The 21,409-nt window shown below is 73.4% G+C and carries 18 protein-coding genes; all 18 read right to left on the bottom strand.

Annotated elements, in window-relative coordinates; translation table 11 throughout:
- Positions 1–32 precede the first annotated feature (32 nt).
- Entirely contained in the window at positions 33–1,211 is a 1,179-nt protein-coding gene (gene aroC, locus ACGFIR_RS07690) for a chorismate synthase (protein WP_393143831.1), read from the bottom strand.
- Between the two features lie 144 nt (positions 1,212–1,355).
- Complete coding sequence (locus ACGFIR_RS07695) at positions 1,356–2,012, bottom strand: class I SAM-dependent methyltransferase (protein WP_393005744.1); 657 nt, start codon at positions 2,010–2,012, stop codon at positions 1,356–1,358.
- Between the two features lie 58 nt (positions 2,013–2,070).
- Positions 2,071–2,991, bottom strand: coding sequence for a glycosyltransferase family 2 protein (locus tag ACGFIR_RS07700; RefSeq protein WP_393005746.1), 921 nt, complete (start codon positions 2,989–2,991; stop codon positions 2,071–2,073).
- Positions 2,988–3,599, bottom strand: coding sequence for a glycosyltransferase (locus tag ACGFIR_RS07705; protein ID WP_393144688.1), 612 nt, complete (start codon positions 3,597–3,599; stop codon positions 2,988–2,990). Before ACGFIR_RS07705 ends, ACGFIR_RS07700 begins: the two co-directional genes overlap by 4 nt.
- A gap of 74 nt (positions 3,600–3,673) precedes the next feature.
- Entirely contained in the window at positions 3,674–4,156 is a 483-nt protein-coding gene (locus ACGFIR_RS07710) for a UDP-N-acetylglucosamine--LPS N-acetylglucosamine transferase (RefSeq protein WP_393143833.1), read from the bottom strand.
- Positions 4,157–4,380: 224 nt separating this feature from the next.
- Positions 4,381–5,643, bottom strand: a complete 1,263-nt coding sequence (locus ACGFIR_RS07715) for a hypothetical protein (RefSeq protein ID WP_393143835.1) — start codon at positions 5,641–5,643, stop codon at positions 4,381–4,383.
- Positions 5,640–6,542 (bottom strand): sulfotransferase domain-containing protein, encoded by a 903-nt coding sequence (locus ACGFIR_RS07720; protein ID WP_393006302.1) that lies wholly within the window; start codon positions 6,540–6,542, stop codon positions 5,640–5,642. The genes ACGFIR_RS07715 and ACGFIR_RS07720 overlap by 4 nt, the downstream gene beginning before the upstream one ends.
- Positions 6,543–6,550: 8 nt before the next feature.
- Positions 6,551–8,170 carry a lipopolysaccharide biosynthesis protein gene (locus ACGFIR_RS07725; RefSeq protein ID WP_393143837.1) on the bottom strand — a complete coding sequence of 540 codons (1,620 nt, stop codon included), beginning with the start codon at positions 8,168–8,170 and terminating at the stop codon, positions 6,551–6,553.
- Complete coding sequence (locus ACGFIR_RS07730; RefSeq protein ID WP_393006304.1) at positions 8,167–9,531, bottom strand: O-antigen ligase family protein; 1,365 nt, start codon at positions 9,529–9,531, stop codon at positions 8,167–8,169. Before ACGFIR_RS07730 ends, ACGFIR_RS07725 begins: the two co-directional genes overlap by 4 nt.
- 2 nt (positions 9,532–9,533) lie before the next feature.
- Positions 9,534–11,153: a lipopolysaccharide biosynthesis protein gene (locus tag ACGFIR_RS07735; protein ID WP_393005753.1), complete on the bottom strand. Its 1,620-nt coding sequence runs from the start codon at positions 11,151–11,153 to the stop codon at positions 9,534–9,536.
- 148 nt (positions 11,154–11,301) lie between these two features.
- Positions 11,302–13,233, bottom strand: coding sequence for a hypothetical protein (locus ACGFIR_RS07740; protein WP_393005755.1), 1,932 nt, complete (start codon positions 13,231–13,233; stop codon positions 11,302–11,304).
- A 220-nt stretch (positions 13,234–13,453) separates the two neighbouring features.
- The gene (locus tag ACGFIR_RS07745) at positions 13,454–15,148 is read right to left on the bottom strand and encodes a glycosyl hydrolase (protein WP_393005757.1); all 1,695 of its coding nucleotides are present in this window, start codon (positions 15,146–15,148) and stop codon (positions 13,454–13,456) included.
- A gap of 154 nt (positions 15,149–15,302) precedes the next feature.
- Positions 15,303–16,127: a shikimate dehydrogenase gene (locus ACGFIR_RS07750; RefSeq protein ID WP_393005759.1), complete on the bottom strand. Its 825-nt coding sequence runs from the start codon at positions 16,125–16,127 to the stop codon at positions 15,303–15,305.
- The gene (gene mltG, locus ACGFIR_RS07755; RefSeq protein WP_393005761.1) at positions 16,127–17,323 is read right to left on the bottom strand and encodes an endolytic transglycosylase MltG; all 1,197 of its coding nucleotides are present in this window, start codon (positions 17,321–17,323) and stop codon (positions 16,127–16,129) included. The genes ACGFIR_RS07750 and mltG overlap by 1 nt, the downstream gene beginning before the upstream one ends.
- Positions 17,320–17,781, bottom strand: a complete 462-nt coding sequence (ruvX, locus tag ACGFIR_RS07760) for a Holliday junction resolvase RuvX (protein WP_393005763.1) — start codon at positions 17,779–17,781, stop codon at positions 17,320–17,322. The genes mltG and ruvX overlap by 4 nt, the downstream gene beginning before the upstream one ends.
- 72 nt (positions 17,782–17,853) lie before the next feature.
- Positions 17,854–20,532: an alanine--tRNA ligase gene (gene alaS, locus ACGFIR_RS07765; protein ID WP_393143839.1), complete on the bottom strand. Its 2,679-nt coding sequence runs from the start codon at positions 20,530–20,532 to the stop codon at positions 17,854–17,856.
- Positions 20,529–20,834, bottom strand: coding sequence for a hypothetical protein (locus ACGFIR_RS07770; protein WP_393005767.1), 306 nt, complete (start codon positions 20,832–20,834; stop codon positions 20,529–20,531). The genes alaS and ACGFIR_RS07770 overlap by 4 nt, the downstream gene beginning before the upstream one ends.
- 27 nt (positions 20,835–20,861) lie before the next feature.
- Positions 20,862–21,323, bottom strand: a complete 462-nt coding sequence (locus ACGFIR_RS07775; RefSeq protein WP_089000990.1) for a DUF948 domain-containing protein — start codon at positions 21,321–21,323, stop codon at positions 20,862–20,864.
- Between the last annotated feature and the right edge of the window lie 86 nt (positions 21,324–21,409).

Here is a 21,409-nt window from a genome sequence, read left to right on the forward strand (position 1 = left end):
GCACCGCCGGGCCGGCGTACGCCGCGGCGCGCTCACCGGATCACCAGCGCGTCGAGGTAGCCGGCGAGGTTGCGGCGGATCTCGGCGACCGAGTCGCCGCCGAACTTCTCGGTGGTGGCCTCGGCGAGCACCAGCGCCACCATCGCCTCGGCGACGACGGCGGCGGCGGGCACGGCGCAGACGTCCGAGCGCTGGTTGATCGCGGTGGCCGGCTCGCCGGTGGTGACGTCCACCGTCGCCAGGGCTCGGTTCAGCGACGAGATCGGCTTCATCGCGGCCTTCACCCGCAGCGGCTCACCGGTGGTGATGCCGCCCTCCAGCCCGCCGGCGCGGTCGGTGACCCGGCGTACGCCGGTGGCGCTGGGGATGATCTCGTCGTGCGCCTCGGAGCCCCGCGAGCGCGCCTGCTGCCAACCGTCGCCGATCTCCACGCCCTTGATCGCCTGGATCGACATCAGAGCCGTGGCGAGCCGGGCGTCGAGCTTGCGGTCCCACTGCACGTGGCTGCCCAGGCCCGGCGGCACCCCGTACGCCAGCACCTCGACCACGCCACCCAGGGTGTCGGCGGCCTTCTTCGCGGCGTCGACCTCGGCGACCATCCGGGCACTGGCCTCGGGGTCGAGGCAGCGCAGCGGGTCGGCGTCGATGCGCTCGGCGTCGGCGGGCGTCGGGCGCAGCCCCGGCTTGGCCGCGACCGGGCCCAGCTCCACCACGTGGGAGACGATCTCGATGCCGAGGGCCTGCCGGACCAGTGCCTTGGCGACCGTGCCGACGGCGACCCGGGCGGCGGTCTCCCGCGCGCTGGCCCGTTCCAGGATCGGCCGGGCGTCGGTGTGGCCGTACTTCTGCATGCCGGCAAGGTCGGCATGGCCGGGACGGGGGCGGGTGAGCGGCGCGTTGCGGGCCTGGCTGGCCAGCTCCTCCTCGTCGACCGGATCGGCGGCCATGACGGTGCGCCACTTGGGCCACTCGGAGTTGCCGACGCGGATCGCGACCGGGCTGCCGAGGGTCACCCCGTGCCGGAGCCCGCCGATGATCTCGACCTCGTCCTGCTCGAACGACATCCGCGCGCCCCGGCCGTAGCCGAGCCGGCGCCGGGCCAACTCGCCGGCGATCTCCCCGGTGGTCACCTCGATGCCGGCGGGTACGCCCTCCAGCATCGCCACGAGGGCGGGACCGTGCGATTCTCCTGCAGTCAACCAGCGCAACACAGCGGTCAGTCTGTCACGCCCGGTGGCCGGCGGCGTGCGGTGCCCGCCGCGTCCCGCCCTACGGACACGGCAGGCGAACCCCGCCGCCACCCCGGCGCTCGCCCCTCGGCGACAAGCCGGCCCTGATCGACCCGGTCGGCCCGATCAGGGGTTGCGGATCGCGATGACCGACTTGGTCAGGCCCAGCAGGCGCTCGTTGCGGATGACGGCGTCCGGGAACAGGTACCGCAGCTCGGCGCGGCCGATGAGCTCGGTCGTCAGGACCTGCCGCATGGCCGCCTCGTAGGACTTGCCCGGGGTGTAGGCGAGCGGCCACTTGCGGGCCACCGCCACCCGCGCCGCGACCGGCAGGAACTGCATTCCCGGCGCCACCCAGTGCGGCTCGATCGGGAAGTACCGGTACGGCGTCTGCACCCAGTACGCGCGCCCCAGCTCGCGGACCGCCTCCGCCATCCGCTGGCGACGCTCGTGGCCGCCCACGTGCTCCAGCACGCTGTTGCTGAAGACCAGGTCGTAGCGGCGGCTGAGGATGCTCTTCGGCAGCTCGCAGGCGTCGGCGTGATCGGCCTCGGCCCAGTCCGGCAGCTCCGTGGGCAGCGGCTCCAGGTTGACCACGTGCACGTGCGCCGGCCGGACGGGGACCCGGGCCCAGCTCTCCACCCGTCCGCCCAGGTCGAGAACGCTCATCTCCGCCAGGTCCGGGAACGTCTCCGACAGCCAGGCCGCCCGCCGCGCCCGCCGTTTGGCGCCGAGCGAGGTCGGCGAGTCGACGAGGCGGAACCTGAGGGAGTGCAGCGCCATGGAGGGGATCCTTCGATCGTTGATGGTGTGGTCGTCGGGGTGGGTGGTGCCGACGTGCTCAGATGCCCCGGCCGCGCTTGTGCAGGGTGCGCAGCACCGCGTCGGCGCGGACCACCCGCCCGGCCACGGCGAGGGCCAGGTACGCCCGTGGCTCCCTCGGGTTGCGCCGGATGGTGTGCCGGGCCCAGCGCATCGCGCCCCGCCGGTCGCCGGAGGCGGCACGGGCGAAGGCGATCTGCCCGGTGACCCGCGCCTCGCCGGCCGGCTGGGTGCCGAACTCGGGGTAGCGCTCCAGCAGCCACTGCAACGCCTCGGAGATGGTGTCCCAGCGCTGCGCGAAGTAGGACCGCTTGTGCCAGCGCACCAGCACGTACGGCGTGCGGAGGTTGACCAGCGGCGCGCTGCGGGCGGCCCGGAGCAGGAACTCGTAGTCCTCCGCGTAGCTGCCCGGGATCTCCTCGTCGACCAGCCCGAAGCCGTCGCGCAGCGCGGCGGCGCGGATCAGGAACGTCGACGGGTGCAGCTCCGTCATCCGGTCGCGCAGCAGGTCGGCCAGGGTGACCGAGTCCTTCGGCAGCACCCGCTCGACGGTGTGCCCGTCGTAGTTGACCCGGATGCCGCAGCTGACGAACTCCGCGTCGGGGTGGGCGGCGAGCGCCTCGACCTGGGCCCGCAGCTTGCCGGGCAGCCACTCGTCGTCGTCGTCGCAGAACGCGACGAGTTCGCCGGTGGCGGCCAGGACACCGCTGTTGCGGGCGCCGGCCAACCCGGGGGCCCGCTCGTTGCGGACGACCCGGACCAGCCGGTCCGGGCGGGACAGCTCGGCCAGCGAGGCGTCCGGTTCGGACTGGTCGTAGACCACCACCACCTCGATCGGGCCGGGGTGGTCCTGGTCGAGGATGGCGCGCACGGCGGCCCGGAGCAACTCCGGGCGGTCCCGGGTGGGCACCACCGCGCTCACGCTCGGGTGTTCGGTCATCGCCGCTCTCCGTTCCGGCCCGGCCGTGCCCACGGCCGCCACCTCGTCCGCTGCCGTCCGGTGGACGCGGCCACCAGGTCCTCCACGATCCGTCCCACCTGCTCGATCGCCGCGCGGCGGGCCTCGGACGCGTCGGGGTCGGCCGCGACGGCGAACCGGGACGGGTCGGCGAGGCCGGCGGCGAGCGCCTCGAACAGCGCCTCCCGGGTCTCGGCCAGCGCCACCATGCCGGCGGCGCCCAGGCGACGGGCGAACAACTGCTGGTGATCGTCGACATGCTCGCCCCGGGTCGGGTCGCGGGGGACGACGATCGGCAGGTGACCGTGCCGGCGGGCCTCCAGGATGGTGGCCGGGCCGCCGTGGCAGACGACGAGGTCCGCCTCGGCCATCGCGGTCTGTAGCTCGTCGTGGCCGAGGAAGGGCGCCGCGCCGGGCAGCCCGGGGGCCCTGGTGTGGCCGTGCTGGACGGTCAGCCCGACGTCCGCGGCGACGGCGGGGTGCCACTCCTCCAGCCAGCCGACCAGGCGGTCGAACGGGTGCTTGTCGGTGCCCACGGCGACCAGCAGCCGGGCCTGGGCGAGGTCGCCGGAGTCGCGCGGGCGGGGCACGCGGCTGGCGGGGGTCGGCCGGGGCCGGCCCGGGGCGACCCGGTGGGCGGGGGCGGGGGCGGTGCTCTCGGCGCTCACAGCAGGGTCCCCACGACGGTCGCCTCCGGGTACTGCCGGCGCTGCTCGTCCCACTGCACGAGCATCGCGGAGAGGAACGGCCGGCAGAGCCGGGCGGTCAGGGTCGGGGTGTCGATGCGGTCGTACACCTCGATGTAGATGGTCGGTACGCGCCGCAGCCGGGCGAGCACCACGAACGGGACGGCCACCCCGGCGCCGGTGGTCACCACGGCGGCGACCCGGCGCGAGCGCAGCACCCGCCAGGCGAGTACGGCGTTGCGCAGCAGGTTCGGCACGTTGCGGGTGGTCGGGTGGTGCGCCGGGACCAGGTCCTCGCCGGCGAGCAGCGAGATCGCCTCGGGTGTGTCGAAGGTGACCCAGCACCGCCGCCAGCGCTCGTACCACGGGCGCAGGGCGAGCAGCTGGGCCAGGTGGCCGCCGCTGGAGCCCACCAGGAGCAGGACTCCGGGCTCGCCGGCATCCTCGGTTGTCGGTTCCACGCGACTCCCCACAAGTTCGCTTGGACGTTCACTGGTCGCCAGGCGACAGCAGATCACACGCCCACCGGCTGGTGAAATAGGGCGACCGGGCGACATGTCGATCTCCGCGGACGACGGGCCGGACGCGCCGCACCGATCGCCGGCATCGACGATCGTCACGACCTGGAGTTTCTTAGTCACCGTCCGGAGTCGACTGCGAACCCGGCACCGGTGATTTCGGCGGATCAGCCGCTATGTCGTTTCTCGATGACGTCCAGCAGGGCGGGATGCAGCGCGGCGTTCCAACCGGCGCCGGCGTCGGCGAGCCGCCAGGTACGCAGCCACATCTCCATTAGATAGGCGTCGGCGACCAACCGCCGGTCCGCCGGCCCGAGCCCCAGCCCGGCGCCGTGGCCGTCGAGCTGGGCGTCGACGGCCCGCGCCGCCGCCGCAGCCGGCTCGCCCCGCAGCACGAGGGCCCGCTGGAACGCGTCGTGCGCCAGGTCGAAGCCGAGGGGCACGTCCGGCCCGCTGTGCTCCCAGTCCCACGCGACGAGGCCGCCGGGGTGCACGCCGAGGTTCCAGGGCACCCAGTCGCCGTGCCAGTGCCCGAACTCGACGGCCGTGCCGCCGTGCCGGTGGCGCAGGGCGGCCACGGCGGCGACCGCCCGGGCCCCGTCCGGCGTACCGGCGGCGGCGCGGTCCGCCTCGGCGGCGAGCCGGGCCAGGAACGCCGACCCGGCCAGCGGGCGCGGTGACGCCGGCGGGCGGCCCCGGCGGGCCACCGCCAGCAGCGCCGCGAGCCGTGGCGGATCGTCGGCCGGCACCCCCCGGACGGCCGGCGGCAGCGGCTCGACCAGCGCCACCACCTGCCCCTCGGCCGCTGTCTCGGCGAGCAGCCGGGGCACCGCCGGATGCTCGGGCGCGCCGGTCACCGTGGGCAGTTCACGCAGGGCCGCCGCCTCGGTGGTCACCAGCGCCCGGGTGGCCCCGTTCCAGCCGATCTTCGCGTAGCCGAGGGCCCGGCCGTCCGGGGCGAACAGTTGCAGGGTGGGCTTGTGGTTCGGATCCGGCGGGCGGACCCCGCAGGCCGCGTACACCGACGGCTCGCCGAGCGCCGCGCCCAGCCGCCCGGCCAGCAGCGCCTCGTCGGCCGCGACGCCCTCGGGCAGCGACACCGTCAGCCGGGGAAACGGCGCCAGGTCGACCACGCCGACCCGCGCCAGCGTGCCGAGCGCGGCCCGCACCGCCCGCACCTTCGGCGGCCGCAACGCGTTGTACGCCAGCAGCGAGGCCGCCGTGGCCCGGGGCGCGCCCAGCGGCAGCAGGAACCGGGCCCGGGCGAGCGACGGGACGACCGCGTACCGGGCGACGACGCGGTGCCCCGGCGGTGGCGCCGCGCCGACGGTCAGGGCGGTCCGCTCGTCGCCGAACACCGCCCGGGTGACCCACCCGAGCCCGTCGGTACGCGAGCGGGGATCGGCGGCGAGCGCGGCCCGCGCCGTCACGGGGCCTGGTCCGGCCAGTCGAGCTCCAACCCCAGCCGCTGCCGCAACGCGTCGTTGTACGGGCGGTAGTACGCGGTCAGCTCGGCGCGTACCGCCGGCTCCAGGGGCGCCGAACGGCGGTCGTTGTAGACCTTGAAGTCGGGCAGGTCGTGCGGGGGCAGCCCCAGGAAGTCCAGTGTCCGGCGGTAGGTCGACCGCGCGTCGCGGTAGAGGTCCTCGCTGGGCAGGAAGAGGATCTGCTCCCGGTCGAAGCGCTCCAGCCACGGCTCGAGGTGCTCCAGGTAGCGGCCCCGGGCCCGGTAGGTGTACCAGTCGTACGGCTCGCTGAAGTACTCCGGCTCGGCGATCAGCCGTTCCCGCTCCCCCGCCGTACGCTCCTGCTCGGCGGCGAGCGCGGCGGCGAAGTCGAGCGGCTCGATGCCGTGCGTGCGCCGCTCCTTCCAGTGCGAGTACGCCCGCTCCACCGGGTCGCGCAGCAGCACGATGAGCCGCACCGACGGCATCAGCCCGGCGACCCGCTGCGCGGCGAGCGGGTGGAACATGTAGAGCGGCGCCGCCTCGCCGACCCGCACCGGCCCGCCGTGCCGCTTCTCCAGCGCCTCCCGCTGGCGCTGCGTCGGGAAGTGCGAGCGGTACCAGGCCTCGCCGCGGTGCCAGTGCTCCTCGAAGTAGTGCGAGGACTTGGTGTTCCACGCCGGGAAGAGCCTCGGCACCAACGGGTGCTGGATGAGGTAGTTCCACAGCGAGGTGGTCCCACCCCGCTTGGTGCCGATGATGAGGAAGTCCGGCAGCGGTCGCCGGTCGCTGGTGCGCACCCCGTACTCGACGAGGGACTCCCTCAGCCGCGCGGTCACCTGGGCCGGCACGAGCTGCTTCACCCGATCACGCAACGCCGACACGGCGGACCTCACCTGCCCTTCTTCTGCGGTCGGACGGACCCGGCGGGAGCCGGGGCCGCCTCCTCCCGCGCACGAATCTGCTTCATGCTCACCCGGACGCGGCGTCGCACCCGGGGCAACGTCAACAAGCCGACGCAGCCGGCGGCCAGCACGGCCACCGCCACCAGCAGGCCGGCGATGCCCCGGCCGCCCACCAGCACGCCGAGCAGGGCGGCGGCGCCCACACCCGCGACGGTGGCGGCCGCGGCCCGCAGCATCGCCGCGTCGACCATCGGCTGGCCCACCACGAACCGGGCGAACGTCACGGCCAGCACGTTCTCCGTGACGATCCCGGCGGACCACGCCACGGCCGCGCCCGTGGCCCCGTGGCCGGGGATCAGCACCAACCCGAGGGACACGGTGACCAGCAGTCCGGCGATGGTGGCGACCAGGTGCAGCCCGCTGCGCCCGCCCATCAGCAGCAGGCTCTGCACGTTGCCCACCCCGGTGCTGACGAGCATGGCCAGGGCGAGCACGGTCATCGCGGTGGCCCCGGCGGTGAAGCCGGACCCGAACAGTTCGAGGAAGGCCAGCCCGAAGACGGCGAGCAGCAGGTACACCGGCCACGACAGCGCGAGACCCCACGCGGCCAACTGCCTGTGCACGGCGGCCGCCGCGTCCGGCCGGCCCTGCCCGAGCAGCCGGGACAGCTGGGGCGACACCGCCACGCGCAGCCCCTGAACGGCGAGCTGGCCGGCGAGGATGTACCGGCCGACGGCGCCGAACACACCGGCCTCGGACTGCCCGGCGAGCACCGAGGTGAGCAGCACCCCGACCCACACGGCACCGGCGTCGATCGCCGCCGACGCGGCACGCGGCAACGCGAACCGCCAGAAGGTCGACCAGTCGTCCCGCCGCGGGCGCAGGGCCGCCGGCCGGCCGAGACCGAGCGGGCCGGCCGCCAGCACCAGGGTGAGCAGCACGGCCACCACGGCCGGCACCAGCCAGCCCGTCAGGCCCGCCAGCAGGCCCCCACCGGCCAGCACCGCGGCGCCGACCAGCACCGGCCGCGCCACGGGCAGCAGGACGGACTGCACCGCCACGTACGCCCGGATCGACCGTACGCAGCGCAGGACCGCGAGCAGCAGCGTCATCGCCACGACGACCGGCACCGCGGCGAAGCTGACCGAGAGCAGGGCCGTGGCGTCGGTCTCCGGCCCGTCCAGCAGCCGGGGCGCGAGCGCGCCGGCGGCGAGCAGGCCACCGACGGCGACGGCGAGCGCGGCGGCCATCGGAGGGACCAGTGCCACCGGGAGGATCCGGGCGGCGTCCCCGTCGGGTCCGAGGCGGCGCCGGGGCAGCGCCCAGATCAGTCCCGTCTCGGCCCCCAGCACGCAGCTGGCGGCGGCAACCGTGACCACGCCGATCGCCGCGAAGAACGCCCCGGAGCCCTCGGTGCCGTAGCTGCGGGTGATCACGACCACCAGCAGGAAGCCGAAGAGCCCGTTGACCGCCGCACCGAGCAGCCCGGCGATCCCACTGCGTACGCCACGCCGGGACTCCGCCGCCGTGGTGGACCCGCCGTGGCCCGGCCCGGTGGGCGACGGTTCCTCCGGCGCGCCGGCCAGCGGGCGGGTGGAGGCGCTCATCCGGCCACCGCCTCGGGATCGGCGGTCCGGCAGGGCGCGGCCGGTGGCGGCGCGGCGGTCTCGCGCTCCACGAGCGCCATCGTGAAGGCGACCGCGAAGAACGCGACGGCGATGTTCGGGCTGGCCATGCCGTAGAACGGAATCTGCACGAAGCACACCACCGGCACCACCGCGAGCCACTGCCCCGCCGCCGAGCGTGCCCTCGCGCACACCACGGCCGCGACCCCGAACCAGGCCAGGAAGAACACCAGCGCGGGCACGCCGTGGCTGAACAGGACCATCCACAGCTGCCCCTGGGTGCCGACCGGCGCCTGGGCGGTGAGGGTGTCCGCGCTGACCGGGGCGCCGTAGCCGAGCCACGGCGACTCCCCGATCCGGCGGATGACCTCCGCGTAGAGCGAGAGCCGGTCGCTGTTCGTGTCGCTGGCCTCGACGCGGTTGCCGATGAGTTCGGCGATCGGGATGAAGAGGGTGGCGAGGCCCCCGATGAGCAGCACCCCGACGACGGAGGCGCCCACCCGGACGTTCCCCCGCCGGGCGGCCCGCACGCCGAGCACCAGCAGTCCGGCCCCGAGGCTCGCGAACATCACCCGGTTCAGGGTGAGGAACGCCGGCGGCAGCGACAGCGGCAGCGACACCAGCACCGCCCAGCGCAGCAGCCCGCGCCGGCGCAGCATGGTGAACGCGACCACGCACGGCAGGGTCATCGCGTAGGCGCTGCCGTAGTTGTTGGTGTACGGGAAGGGCGCCGCCGGCCGGTAGATCGGGTTGAGGGACCGGGCGCTGAACTCGGCGGCGGTGACGTGCACCAGGTCCTGGATGTAGGAGTTGCCCGCGATCCCGCCCGGGAGCAGCATCTCCACCGGGGTCGTCAGCGCGAACCTCGGCACCAGCACACCCAGCCAGCCCAGCGCCACCAGACCGAACCAGAACAGGCAGAGCGGCGCCAGTACGGCGGCCAGGTCGCCGCCGCGCTCCCGCGCGACGACGTACACGTAGGCCCCGACCACCAGGGCGGTCACGTAGTAGCCCAACCGCAGGCCGAACATGAGCAGCGAGCCCAGCGCCGGCAACTGGGTGGCGCTGAGCAGGACCAGGGCGAGGAAGAGCAGCCACACGCCGGTGCCCGGCGGCAGCGGCACCCGGCCCCGTACGAGCAGCAGCGCCAGCAGCACCGCCCCCAGCAGCGACCAGCCCAGGTAGAACGCGCCGGCCGCCCACCAGAGCGGCACCAGTCCGAACATCACCGCCAGCGGCCAGACCGGCAGCCGGGGAGGCGGCGGAGAGGGGGGTGGCGGCGGCCCGATCGCCGGGACCTCGTCGGACGGGTCGGTGACGGACGGGGCCCGGGTGAGGGGCACCGTCACCCCCGCCCACTACGGGTCAGGACGAAGCCCAGCGTGGTCACCCCTGCCGCGCGCAGGCGCTCCGCGAGGCGGCGGAGGTCGTCCTGCCGGGTCCGGTCCTGTTCGACCACCACGACCGCGGTGCCCTGGCGGGCCGCCGCGACGCCGCGCTCGTCGGCCTCGGCCGGCGGCGCGTTGAACAGCACGAGCCCCTTCGCCGCACGCTGCCGCCAGGTGCCGAAGCGGACCCCGCCGGCGCCCACCACCACCTCGTCGGTGGTCTCCTTGACGGTGCTCTTCCCGCTGGCGGCGAGAGCGCCGGATCCCAACCGCGGCAGGGTCAGGGTGGCGTCCGCGTCGGGCGTCGGGCGGGGCGTGGTGGGGTACGGGGAGGGGCGGCGGACGTTGATCTGCTGGGTGATGTCGTCGACGGAGGGCACGGAGCCGCCCGGCCGGGGCTTCGGGACGGCCGGGCGGGCGGGGTTCGCCGCCGCCGGCAGCCGGTCCCGGTCGGCCAGCACCGCGGCCTGCAACCGGTCGAGGCGGCCGCTGTCGTCCGCGACGTAGACGTCCCGGCCGGTCGCGGCGAGGGCCACCGCCAGACCGGCGGCGATCGCCGTCTGGTCCTCCCGGGTCGTCAGCAGCGACACCCGGGCGGGTTCGCGCACCCGCTCGGCGATCGCCATCGCGACGTACCGGATGTCGGCGTCCACGGCCTGGCCCCGGCCCCGGAAGCGCCGGCCCCGCACCGTGCCGAGCAGGGGAAGACCGGTGGCGTCCCGGCCGTCGTCCACGGAGCGGATCCGCCGGTCCATCGACTCCCAGGCGTACGCCAGCACCACGCCGAGCAGGATGCCGCCGAGCAGACCGGCGAGCACGTAGAGCAGGCCCTTGCCTCCGCTGGTGACCAGCGCCCGCTCCGCGGACTGGGTGACCCAGCCCGGGTTGACGTCCACCGCCGCGATCTCCGTACGCGCCGAGTTCAGCTGCGTCAGCTGGTTGTTGACCCCGGCGAGTTCCGCCAGCGCGGCGTCGAGCGCGCCCTCCCGGGCGTTGGCCACCCGCCGTTGCAGCCCCGTGCGCTGCTCGGCGACCTTCTTGATGCTCTCGTCGTACGAGCGCAGCATCTCCTCCCGCTGCTTCTCGTACATCGCCCGCCGCACGTCGAGGTAGGCCTGGGCGGCGAAGTTGACGCTCCACACCGCGTCGTCGGCGGAGCGCGCGGTGTAGGAGAAGCGCAGGATCTGCCCGCCGGCGGGCACCTCCACGTCGAGGGCGTCGCGGATGTCGCGTTGGTCCTGCCCGCTGGCCTGGGCGAGCCGCTGCACGACGTCGGTGCCGGCGGCGATGCCGCTCTCCACGTTCATGTTCACGGCCCGGTCGGCCGCGGCGCCGCTGGGCGTGAAGGCGTCGGTGACCACCGGGCGGACCGCCACCACGGCGCTCGCGGTGACCGTGCCGGGGACGAGGAGGACGTACCCGAGCGCGGCGACCAGGCCGAGCGCGGCGACCCCCGCCACCAGCCGGATCCGGTGCAACGGCACCCGCATCAGATCCGTCAGGGTGACGGTGCGGGCCGGTGTGCCCCCACCACCGGACGCGTCGGCGGGCCAGGAGGCGGGAGGTGCATCAGTCATCGAGCTTCACCGTCTGTCAGGTTCCTGCTACGGGGCGTCGCGGGCGCCGGACACGGACGGGCCCTCTCGACGTCGCGGGCCGGCGACGAGAGATCGCCGCCGGCCCGACGTGGACAATCTACCGACTGCCCTTACGAACGGTAAACCGTCACTGCACGGAAAAGAAGGTACGCGGCGTCGACCAGGCGAGCCCGGGGCTGGCGGGCGCGATCACCGTGCTCCCCGTGCCGTTGACCGCCGGGGCGGCCGTCGGGTCGAAGGGCACGCTGCGCAGCGTACCGTCGGTGCCGCCGTACACCACCTTGCCGCCCACCCAGGCCATGCCGCGCACCGTCGACCACGTGACGCCGGTGGTGGGCAGGGTGAACTCGGTGGCGCCGAGGTAGTTGCCGTCGATCTCGAAGTACCGGTAGTAGAGCGCGTTGGCGCCGCTACGGGTGTAGTAGAGCCGGCCGTCGAGGAAGAAGGCGCCCGTCATCGCGTTGGCGTTGAACCAGTCGTTGTAGCCGGACGACTCCCAGGGCACGCCGATGGTGCCGCCGTTGAACATCGAGATGTCGAGCCGGCTGCCGGTGGGGGTGCCGGCGACGGTGTGCGCCCAGTAGATCCGGTCGCTCACCCGCCAGGTCGCGCCGGCGGCGGTGTAGTTCGGCTGGCTGACCGTGGTCGGAGCGCCGACGCTCGCGCCGTCGAACGGCACCTTCGCCAGCTGCCCCTCGCCCGTGCCGAGGTAGAGGTTCCCGGTGGTCTGCGTCGGCGGGTTCTTCGGCGTGATCGTACGCCCGCCGGCCAGCGGGAACATGCCCAGGCGGCCGTGGTACTCGCCGCCCATCCCGTCGGAGTTGTGCCCGAAGTAGAGGCCGTCGCTGCCCCGCCACAGCACCGGCACCTGTGAGCCCCACGTGCTGGTGCCGGCCGGCATGGACGCGCTGCCCCGGCGACCCGGGTTCCAGGCCACCGGCATGCCGTTGGCCGGGCTGACGGCGGCGATGCCGAGCCGGTCGACCGCCCCGGGGCCAGCCGCGTCGCTGGCGTTGGGGTTGTTCAGCCAGCGGAAGTGCCCGCCGAGGTAGATGACGTTGTCGGCGACCTCGACGGAGGTGATGGTGTCGTTGCCGGTGTAGTCGACCCACGTGCCGAGCTGTCCGGTGCCACGGGCCGCGGTCTCGAACCGCACGAGCGCGTCGCAGTACGCGGCCGGCCAGCCCGCGCCGCCGTTGGTGCCGACGACGAACCAGCTGCCGTCGGCGCCGAACCGGACGTCCTGCACGTAGTGGACGAAGGTCGCCGGCGCCGCGCACGGCGCGACGAACTTGTCGCTGCTCCAGTCGATCACGCTCGGGGTGCCGGTGAGGTCGACCAGCGCCATCTGGTTGCGGGACAGGCCGTTGACCAGCGTGAAGTTGCCGCCGGCGACGAGGGTGTTCCCGTCCGGGGTGACGTCGATGGTCCACGCGTACGAGTTGGTGCCGTGCCGCCCGACCGTGGCGTTGACGTTGAAGGTCGGGTCGATCGCGCCGGTGCTGGCGTTGAGCCGCGCGAGCCCGGAGTGGGCGGCGCCGTTGACCCAGTTGAACGCGCCGGCCAGGTAGAGCCAGTTGTCGTGCAGCACCATGTCGCGGATCATGCCGCCGTCGGAGCGGCCGACCCAGCTGTCGACGATCGCGCCCGTGGTGGGGTTGAGCGCCACCAGGTTCTTGCGCGAGACGCCGTTGACGTTCTTGAAGGCGCCGCCGACGATCAGCGTGCCGCCCGGCCCGGCGAGCAGCGAGTTGACCGCGCCGTCCAGGTCCGGCAGGAAGCTGGTCGAGATCGTGCCGGTGGTGCGGTCGTACGCGAAGAGGTAGCTCTGGGTGGTCCACGCCGCGCTGGCGGTCTGCCGGATCTGGGTGAAGCTGCCGCCGACGTACACCATCGACCCGACCTGCGCGAAGGCCCGGGTCTCGCCGTCCCTGGCGTGCGGTGTGTTGTCGGCCGGGTTGGTCGACACCAGGGTCGCCGGTTCGGGAGCCGGCACCACGGCGGCGGAAGTCCCGGTGGGGACGGCCAGCACGGCGGCGGCGGTCACGAGTGCGACCACCCCCGCCCGGGTGCGGAATCCGGCTGATCGCCGAGAGAGCGGGATGTCGGGCACGCTACGCCTCCATGTCGGGAGAGAACCCGCGTAGCCTGCCTGCTACCCCACGCTCGGCGATATCCGCCGATTGGGCGGTCACTGCATCAGCAACATGACAGCGCGCACAATCAGTCGGATGTACGACTCACCGCGCCACCGTGCGTAGAGATGTGGACGCCGGACGTCACCGGGCGCCCCCGGTGGGTTGCCGCAGGTAGCTGTCGCGCCCGGCCTGGGCGAACCCGGCCACCGACGGGGCGTCGTGGTTCATGGTCATGTCGCAGGTGCTCGACCGGCGGGTGACTCCCGGCGAGTTGAAGTAGATGGCGGCCTTGATCTTCGGGTGCGCCTTCAGCGCCGCCGGGAACTCCTCGAACCAGCGCCGCTTGGCGTCCGGGTCGGCCGCGTCGAAGTTGGTGCCGAACTCCGCGAGCATCCGCGGCTTGCCGGCCCCGAGGCGGTTCTCGTCCAGCCAGCGGTAGAAGCCGCCGATCGTGGTGGCCGGGCTCTTCCAGACCTTGCCGCCCGTGCAGACGTGGAAGTTGTACGGGTCGTAGCCCACCCAGTCGACGTACCGGTCGCCGGGATAGAGCCCGACGTACCGGTCGTAGTGGCCCGACCAGCCCATCATCGTCCACACCCAGACCGCGTTGTGGGCGCCCGCCGCCGCGAAGCGGTCGTGCACGTGCCGCCAGGCGCGTACGAAGTCGGCGTCACTGCCCTTGGCCGGTTCGTCCTCCGGCTCGTGGTCGAAGCCCATGAACACCGGCACGCCGGTGTCGCGGATCCGGCCGGCGACCGCGTCGATCGTGGCGTCGTACCGGCCACTGTAGACGTCCTGCCAGGTCAGCACCGTCCCGGAGGAGAAGATCCGCGACTCCCAGGCGAAGAACATCAGCCGCCCCTCGCGCATCTGCTGCCGCTGGTAGACGTCGGGGAAGGCGCCGTTGCTGCCGGCGTTGGAGAAGTCGTGGTAGCGGTGCACGACGTCGAACTTCCGCCCGACCTGCGCCTCCACCTCGGCGACCGCGGCGCCGTGGTCCCAGCCGTCGCTGGCGCTGGTCGGGGAGTACATCCCCCACCAGGCACCGCAGGAGGGCACCAGCCGGCTCGACACCTCGCCACACCGCTGGGCCCCGGACGAGGCGCTCGCCGTCGGGCTCGGGGTGGCGCGGGTGGGGCTCGGCGTCGGGCTCGGCGACGGACTCGGCGCGACCGTCCGGCTCGGCGACGGCGCGGCGCTGGTCACCACCGGCGTGGGCCGGGCGCCGACGTCGTAGCTGATCTCCAGACGCGGACGCAGGTCGGGGTTGCGGTTCTCCGTCGACGCCCAGTAGATCCTGCTTTCCAGGCCCGCCTGCGCCAGCGAGACCGTCCAGGTGCCGTTGCCCTTCACCAGGGCCGACACGTCCCACTCGTTGAAGCCCTTCGTCACCGTGGAGACGGTGTCCAGCGCCGCGTCCGGAAGCGCCGGCGTCGGGCGGGCCGCGCGGGCGTCCACCGGGGAGGCGTGCGCCGTCACCGTCGCCGGGAACTCCTGCCACGCGTGCATCCGCAGCGTGGCCCGTACGTTGACCGCCGTCGCCGGCAGGGTGGTCACGGCGAACTGCACGATCGCCTCCCGCCCGCCCAGGGGGTTGCCGTCGCAGCGGGCCGCGCAGGTCGCCAGCGTCGTCTTCGCCCCGTTGTCCCCGTCCTGCGGCACCAGGGTCGCCGTGGTGTCGGCGGTCGCCGGGATCGACAGGTCGTCGGCGGCCAGCAGCGGCATCGTGCCGGCCACGATGCCGGCCACCACCGTGGCGGCTGCCACGCCGAGGACGACGGCCTTGCGTCGCGGGCCGGGGTGCCGGGGGATGCGGTGCAGTCCGTGCCGAGCCAAGGTGAACTCCCTGTGTGTCGGGCGGTGACGGTCAGCAGCGTAACCACGGCCATGGCGTGACGTGGGGACGACAGTCGGACCTAAGCGCGTCTTAACCGTCGCCTAAGGATGCACCGGACGACCACAGGGGACGGTCTTCATCCCGTCTGAGCGCTCAGGCGGCACGGGCGGCGGCCAGCGCGGCGGCCATCGCGGCCCGGGGCGCGGCGACGCCCGTGAAGTGCTCGAACTGGCCCACCGCCTGGGCCAGCAGCAGGTCGAGCCCGGAGACGATCCGGCAGCCGGCGGCCTGGGCCGACGCGGCCAGCGGCGTCGGCCAAGGGTCGTAGAGCGCGTCGAAGAGCACCGTCTCCGGCCGCCAGGCCACCGCGCCGGCGAGCGGGTCGGCGACCCCCTTCGGCACGGTCGAGACCACCACGTCGGCCCGGCACCGCTCGGCCGCGTCGTCCCAGGCCGCGCCGGTCATCTCCACGCCGACCGCGCGCGCCACCGGGCGCAGCTGGTCGACCGCCGTCGGCCGGCGGGCCACCACGGTCACCTCCCGGGCGTCGAGCCGGCCCGCCGCTGCCACCGCCGCGCGCGCGGTGCCGCCCGCACCCAGCACGGTCACCGTCGCGCCGGGGCGCACTCCGGCCTCGGTGAGCACCTCGACCATGCCGACCACGTCGGTGTTGTCGGCGTACCAGGAGCCGTCCGGACGGCGTACCAGCGTGTTCGCGGCGCCGACGGCGGCGGCGACCGGCGATACCTCGGCGGCCACCGCGAGCGCCGCCTCCTTGCCCGGCATCGTCACCGACAGCCCGGCCCACTCCGGGCCCAGGCCGGCGACCACGTCCGGCAGCTCCGCCGCCGCGCACTCGATCCGGGTGTACGACCACCCGGTGAGCCCCGCCGCCGCGTAGCCGGCGTGGTGGATCACCGGGGAGAGGGAGTGCGCGATCGGCGTGCCGAGCACCCCCGCCCGCCGTGCGGTCGTCATCAGATGATGCCGTTCTCCCGGGCCTTCGCCATGTTCTTCTCGTGCTGCTGGTAGGTCTCGGCGAACTCGGAGTGCCCCTCCTTGTCGATCGCCACGAAGAAGAGCCACTTGCCGTCCGGCGGGTCCATGGCGCCCTCCATGGCCCGCTTGCCCGGGTTGTTGATCGGGGTGGGCACCAGGCCACGCAGCTTGCGGTTGTACGGGTTCTTCGGGTCGTCCAGTTCCGCCGTGGTCATGTCCGCGGAGCGCTTGGTCTGCTTCCCGATCGACTCCAGGTAGTAGTTGACCGTGACGTCCATCTCCAGGCAGTTGCACGGGAAATCGCCGAAGACGCGGTTGTACGCCACCCGGGCGACCTTGCCCAGGTCGTCGGGGTTGCCCGCTTCGGCCTGCGCCAGCGACGCCACGATCAACGCCTCGTACGGGCTGATCTTGCGCTCCTTCTGCACCCGGTCGGCGAACTGCATCTCGCCGGCCACGGTGAGGAAGTTCTCGACCATCAGCTCGATGATCGTCTCGGCGGTCGCCTTCGGCGGGATCTCGTAGGTGTCCGGGTAGAGGAAGCCCTCGATCGACGGCTTGACCTTCTTGCCATCGGTGCGCTTGAACCACCAGTCCGGCACGCCCCGCGCCAGCGGGTCCTTCGCCGCCGCCTCGAAGTCCTTCACCGGGATGTCGGTCTTCTCCGAGAGCAGCTTGTAGACGTTCTTCGCCGTCCGGCCCTCCGGGATGGTGACCCCGTTGACGATCCGGTTCTTCAGGTCGAGCATCGCCGTGACGGCGTGCTCGCCGCTCATCTGCTTGCGCAGCCTGTAGGTGCCCGGCTGGATGTTCTTGCTGCGGGCGTTGTCCTCGGCCGCCTCGATGAACGCCTTGGCGCTCTTCACCACGCCGGCGGTGACGAGCGCGTTGGCCATGTCGGCGAGCAGCGCGCCCTGCTTGATCTCGACCGTCACCTCGCCGGTGCCCGCGCCGTCGTAGTCCGGGGTCATGAAGTAGCTCTGGACGCGGTCGAAGCCGTAGAAGGCGCCGCCGCCGATCCCGCCCAGCAGCACCAGGGTGAGCAGCAGCGCCAGGACGGTCTTGCCCCGCCCGCCCCCGGAACCGCCCTTGCGCTTGCGCACCGCGCCGCGCCGGTGCTTGCCCTTCTCCCCCCGGTCCTGTTCGTCAAAACCGAGGTCAAGATCGTCCATCATCGCGTCCGCCTCCGCTGCGCGTCCAGCCAGCTCTGCAGAATCTCCACCGCGGCAGCCTGGTCGACCACCGCCCGTTGTCGTCTCCCCCGGACACCACGCTCGGCAAGCCTACGAGACGCCACGACCGTGGACATCCTCTCGTCGGTGAGCGCCACCGGAACGGGCGCTATTACATCAGCCAGTCGGTCAGCGTACGCCTTCACGTGTAGGGCGGCGGGACCGTGCCTGCCGGCGAGATTGACCGGTAGGCCGACGACGACCTCCACCGCCTCGTGCTCGGCCACCAGTGCGGCGAGCGCGGCGACGTCGGACGGCACCGCGTCCGGGGCCGCGGCGAGGTCGCGGGCGAGGGTCACCAGCGGGGTGGCCAGCACGCCGTGCGGGTCCGAGCGGGAAACCCCCACCCGGGCCTGCCCGACGTCGACCCCGAGCCGGACACCCCGGGACAGTTCACTCACGGTCGGTAACTCCCCTGAAACGGCGAACCAGGGCGGACCGCGCGGGTCCGCCCTGGCCGCTGCGAGCACGTGTCACGCCTCGGTGATCGCCTTCTCGACCGTCAGCAGCAGCTTCGGCGCCTCTCCGGCCGGCAGGCCGCCGCCCTGGGCCAGCTCGGGGCTGCCCCCGCCGCGCCCGGAGAAGGCCGCCTTGACCAGGTCGGCGGCGGACAGGCCCTGGCTGCGGGCGGCCGGGTTCACCGCGACCACCAGCGACGCCTTGCCGCCAGCCCGGGCCGCCACCGCGACGACCGCCGGGCGCGCCGGGTCGATCCGGCCCCGGATCTCCTGGGCGAGGGTCCGCACGTCATTGCCGGCCGCGCCCTCCGGCGCCTCGGTGCCGACGTACGCGACCCCGCGCACGTCCTTCGCCTGCGCGGCGAGCGCCGCCGCGCCACCGAGCACCAGCTGGGCCCGCAGCTTCTCCAGCTCCTTCTCGGCGTCGCGCAGCTGCGTCACGGTCTGCTCGACCCGGTCGGCGACCTGGTCGTTGGGCACCCGGTACAGCTCGGCGAGGCGGGACACGAGCAGGTGCTCCCGGGCCAGGAAGTTGAACGCGTCCATGCCGACCAGGGCCTCGACCCGGCGTACCCCCGAGCCGATCGACGACTCGGAAAGGATCTTCACCAGGCCGAGCTGGCCGGAACGGGCGACGTGCGTGCCGCCGCACAGTTCCCGCGCGTAGTCGCCGACCTCGACGACCCGCACCTCCTCGCCGTACTTCTCGCCGAACAGCGCCATCGCGCCGATCCGCCGTGCCTCCTCCAGCGAGGTGATGAAGGCGTGCACCTCCAGGTCGGCCAGGAGCACCTCGTTGACCTGCTGCTCGACGTCGCGCAGCACGCTCGGCGCCACGCCCGTCGGGGTGTTGAAGTCGAAGCGCAGCCGCCCCGGGGCGTTCAGCGAGCCGGCCTGGGTGGCGGACTCGCCGAGGAAGTTGCGCATCGTCTGGTGCACGAGGTGCGTCGCGGTGTGCGACCGGGAGATGGCCCGGCGGCGGGTCGTGTCGATCTCGGCGTAGCCGGTCTCCCCCGCCCGCACCTCGCCCCGCACGACCCGGGCACGGTGCACGATCAGGCCGGGCACCGGCTGCTGCACGTCGAGCACCTCGACCTGGCCGCCGCCCACCGTGATCATGCCCAGGTCGGGCTGCTGCCCACCGCCCTCGGCGTAGAACGGGGTGGCGTCGAGCACCAGCTCGATCGTGTCGCCCTCGACCGCCGCCTGGCGGGGGCCGTCGGCGCCGAGCACCGCCCGCACCGTCGACTCCCGGGACACCTCGCTGTAGCCCGTGAACGTCACCGGCCCGCCCGAGTCGAGCACCGACCGGTACGCCGACAGGTCGGTGTGCCCGGTCTTGCGCGCCTGCGCGTCGGCCTTGGCACGGGCCCGCTGGTCGGCCATCAGCCGGCGGAAGCCCTCGGCGTCGACCGCCAGCCCCTGCTCGGCCGCGATCTCCAGGGTGAGGTCGATCGGGAAGCCGTACGTGTCGTGCAGCTGGAACGCCTTCTCACCCGACAGCGCCTTCTTGCCTGCGGTACGGGTCTCCGCGATCGCCGTGTCCAGGATCGTGGTGCCGGCGCGCAGGGTCGACAGGAAGGCGTCCTCCTCCGCGTACGCGTAGTCGGCGATCCGGTCGAAGTCGGTGGCCAGCTCCGGGTACGACGGGGACATGCAGTCGCGGGCCACCGGCAGCAGCTCGGGCAGCGCCCGCTCCTGCCAGCCCAGCAGCCGCACCGCCCGGATCGCCCGGCGCATGATGCGGCGCAGCACGTAGCCGCGCCCCTCGTTGCTCGGCGTGACGCCGTCGCCGATCAGCATCAGCGCGGTACGCACGTGGTCGGCGATCACCCGCAGCCGCACGTCGTCCGGGTGCGACTCGCTGGCGACCTGGCCGGAGTGCGCGCCGTAGCGCTTGCCGGTCAGCTCGGCGGCCCTGGCGAGGATCGGCCGGACCTCGTCGATCTCGTAGAGGTTGTCGACGCCCTGGAGGATGGACGCCATCCGCTCCAGGCCCATGCCGGTGTCGATGTTCTTGGCCGGCAGTTCGCCGAGGATCGGGTAGTCCTCCTTGCCGGCGCCCGGACCGCGCTCGAACTGCATGAAGACGAGGTTCCAGAACTCCATGTAGCGGTCCTCGTCGACCGCCGGGCCGCCCTCGCGGCCGTACTCGGGGCCACGGTCGTAGAACAGCTCGGAGCACGGGCCGCACGGGCCGGGGATGCCCATCGACCAGAAGTTGTCCGCCTTGCCCCGGCGCACGATCCGCTCGGCCGGCACCCCCACGGAACGCCAGATCTCGTACGCCTCGTCGTCGTCGAGGTAGACCGTCGGCCAGATCCGCTCCGGGTCGAGACCGAAACCGCCCTGCTCCTGGGACTTGGTGACCAGGTCCCAGGCGAGCGGGATCGCCCCGTCCTTGAAGTAGTCGCCGAAGGAGAAGTTGCCGTTCATCTGGAAGAACGTGCCGTGCCGGCTGGTCTTGCCGACCTCGTCGATGTCAGGCGTGCGGATGCACTTCTGCACGCTGACCGCCCGCCGGTACGGCGGCGTCTGCTGCCCCAGGAAGTAGGGGACGAACTGCACCATGCCGGCGTTGACGAACAGCAGGTTCGGATCGCTGATGGCGGGCAGCGGAGCGGACGGCACCACGGTGTGCCCGTTCGCCTCGAAGTGGGCGAGGTACCGCCGCTTGATCTCCGCCGTCTTCATCGCTGGTGTTCCTCCGGAAAGATTGCTCGGTCGCCGATGCGCGGGTCCTCCCGCAGCTCGGCGAACTGGTCGTCGAACGCCTCGCCCTGGGCGAACGCCTCGTGGATCTCCTGCTCGCGTTCGGCCATCGCGATCCGGACGTCCTCCACGAAGCTACGCAGCGACTCCGCCAGCCCGCCAGCGGATTCGGTCACCGTGCTGGCGATGCCGGCCGGGGTGTACGCGTGTGCGGTGCGGGTGGCCTTGCGGACCACCACCACACCGACGGCCAGCCCGATGCCGAGCCAGAACAACCGCCTCATCTCCGACTTCCTCCTGGTCGTACGGGATCAGCGGTTGCCGCGCTTGGCGGCCCGCCGCTGCTGCTTGATGGTGTCGCGCACCTCGCGCTCGGTCTCGGCGTGCCGCCGCGCGGACGCGGCCTTGCGGACGCCGTAACCGAAGGCGGCCACCTTGACCAGCGGATTCGCCGCGGCGGCGGAGACGACGGTCGCGAGGTTCGCGACGTTGGCGGTGACGTTCTGCGCGTGGCTGGTCATGGTGTCGACCTTGGCGAGCTGGAGGTTGACCCCGTCCAGGGAGGTCTGCACCTGCTCCAGGGCGGTGTTGACGTTCTTGACGGTGGTGTTCACGTCACCGAGCAGCGGCGCCGTCCGGTCGTTGAGGTCGTTGATCATGCGGGTGGTGGCGTCCACCGTGTGCCGCAGCCGCAGGATGGGCAGCGTCAGGATCAACACCAGCATCGCGAACGCGATCGCCGCGATCAGCGCCGCGACCTCGAAAAAGCCCACGCCTGTCCTCCTCAAGCAGAGTTCCGGGAACCCGACGTCCCCGGCCGCGCGACCGTCCTGCCCACACCGCCGCGCGGCGACCGCTG

This window comes from Micromonospora sp. NPDC049051 (genome assembly GCF_043197575.1).
GTDB lineage: Bacteria > Actinomycetota > Actinomycetes > Mycobacteriales > Micromonosporaceae > Micromonospora.

Bases quoted from the DNA above. Each gene is read 5' to 3' on its own strand.
- ACGFIR_RS07695 (WP_393005744.1), bottom strand. From the start codon at position 2,012: ATGGCGCTGCACTCCCTCAGGTTCCGCCTCGTCGACTCGCCGACCTCG.
- ACGFIR_RS07700 (WP_393005746.1), bottom strand. From the start codon at position 2,991: ATGACCGAACACCCGAGCGTGAGCGCGGTGGTGCCCACCCGGGACCGC.
- ACGFIR_RS07725 (WP_393143837.1), bottom strand. From the start codon at position 8,170: ATGAGCGCCTCCACCCGCCCGCTGGCCGGCGCGCCGGAGGAACCGTCG.
- ACGFIR_RS07735 (WP_393005753.1), bottom strand. From the start codon at position 11,153: ATGACTGATGCACCTCCCGCCTCCTGGCCCGCCGACGCGTCCGGTGGT.
- ACGFIR_RS07750 (WP_393005759.1), bottom strand. From the start codon at position 16,127: ATGACGACCGCACGGCGGGCGGGGGTGCTCGGCACGCCGATCGCGCAC.
- mltG (WP_393005761.1), bottom strand. From the start codon at position 17,323: ATGATGGACGATCTTGACCTCGGTTTTGACGAACAGGACCGGGGGGAG.
- alaS (WP_393143839.1), bottom strand. From the start codon at position 20,532: ATGAAGACGGCGGAGATCAAGCGGCGGTACCTCGCCCACTTCGAGGCG.
- ACGFIR_RS07770 (WP_393005767.1), bottom strand. From the start codon at position 20,834: ATGAGGCGGTTGTTCTGGCTCGGCATCGGGCTGGCCGTCGGTGTGGTG.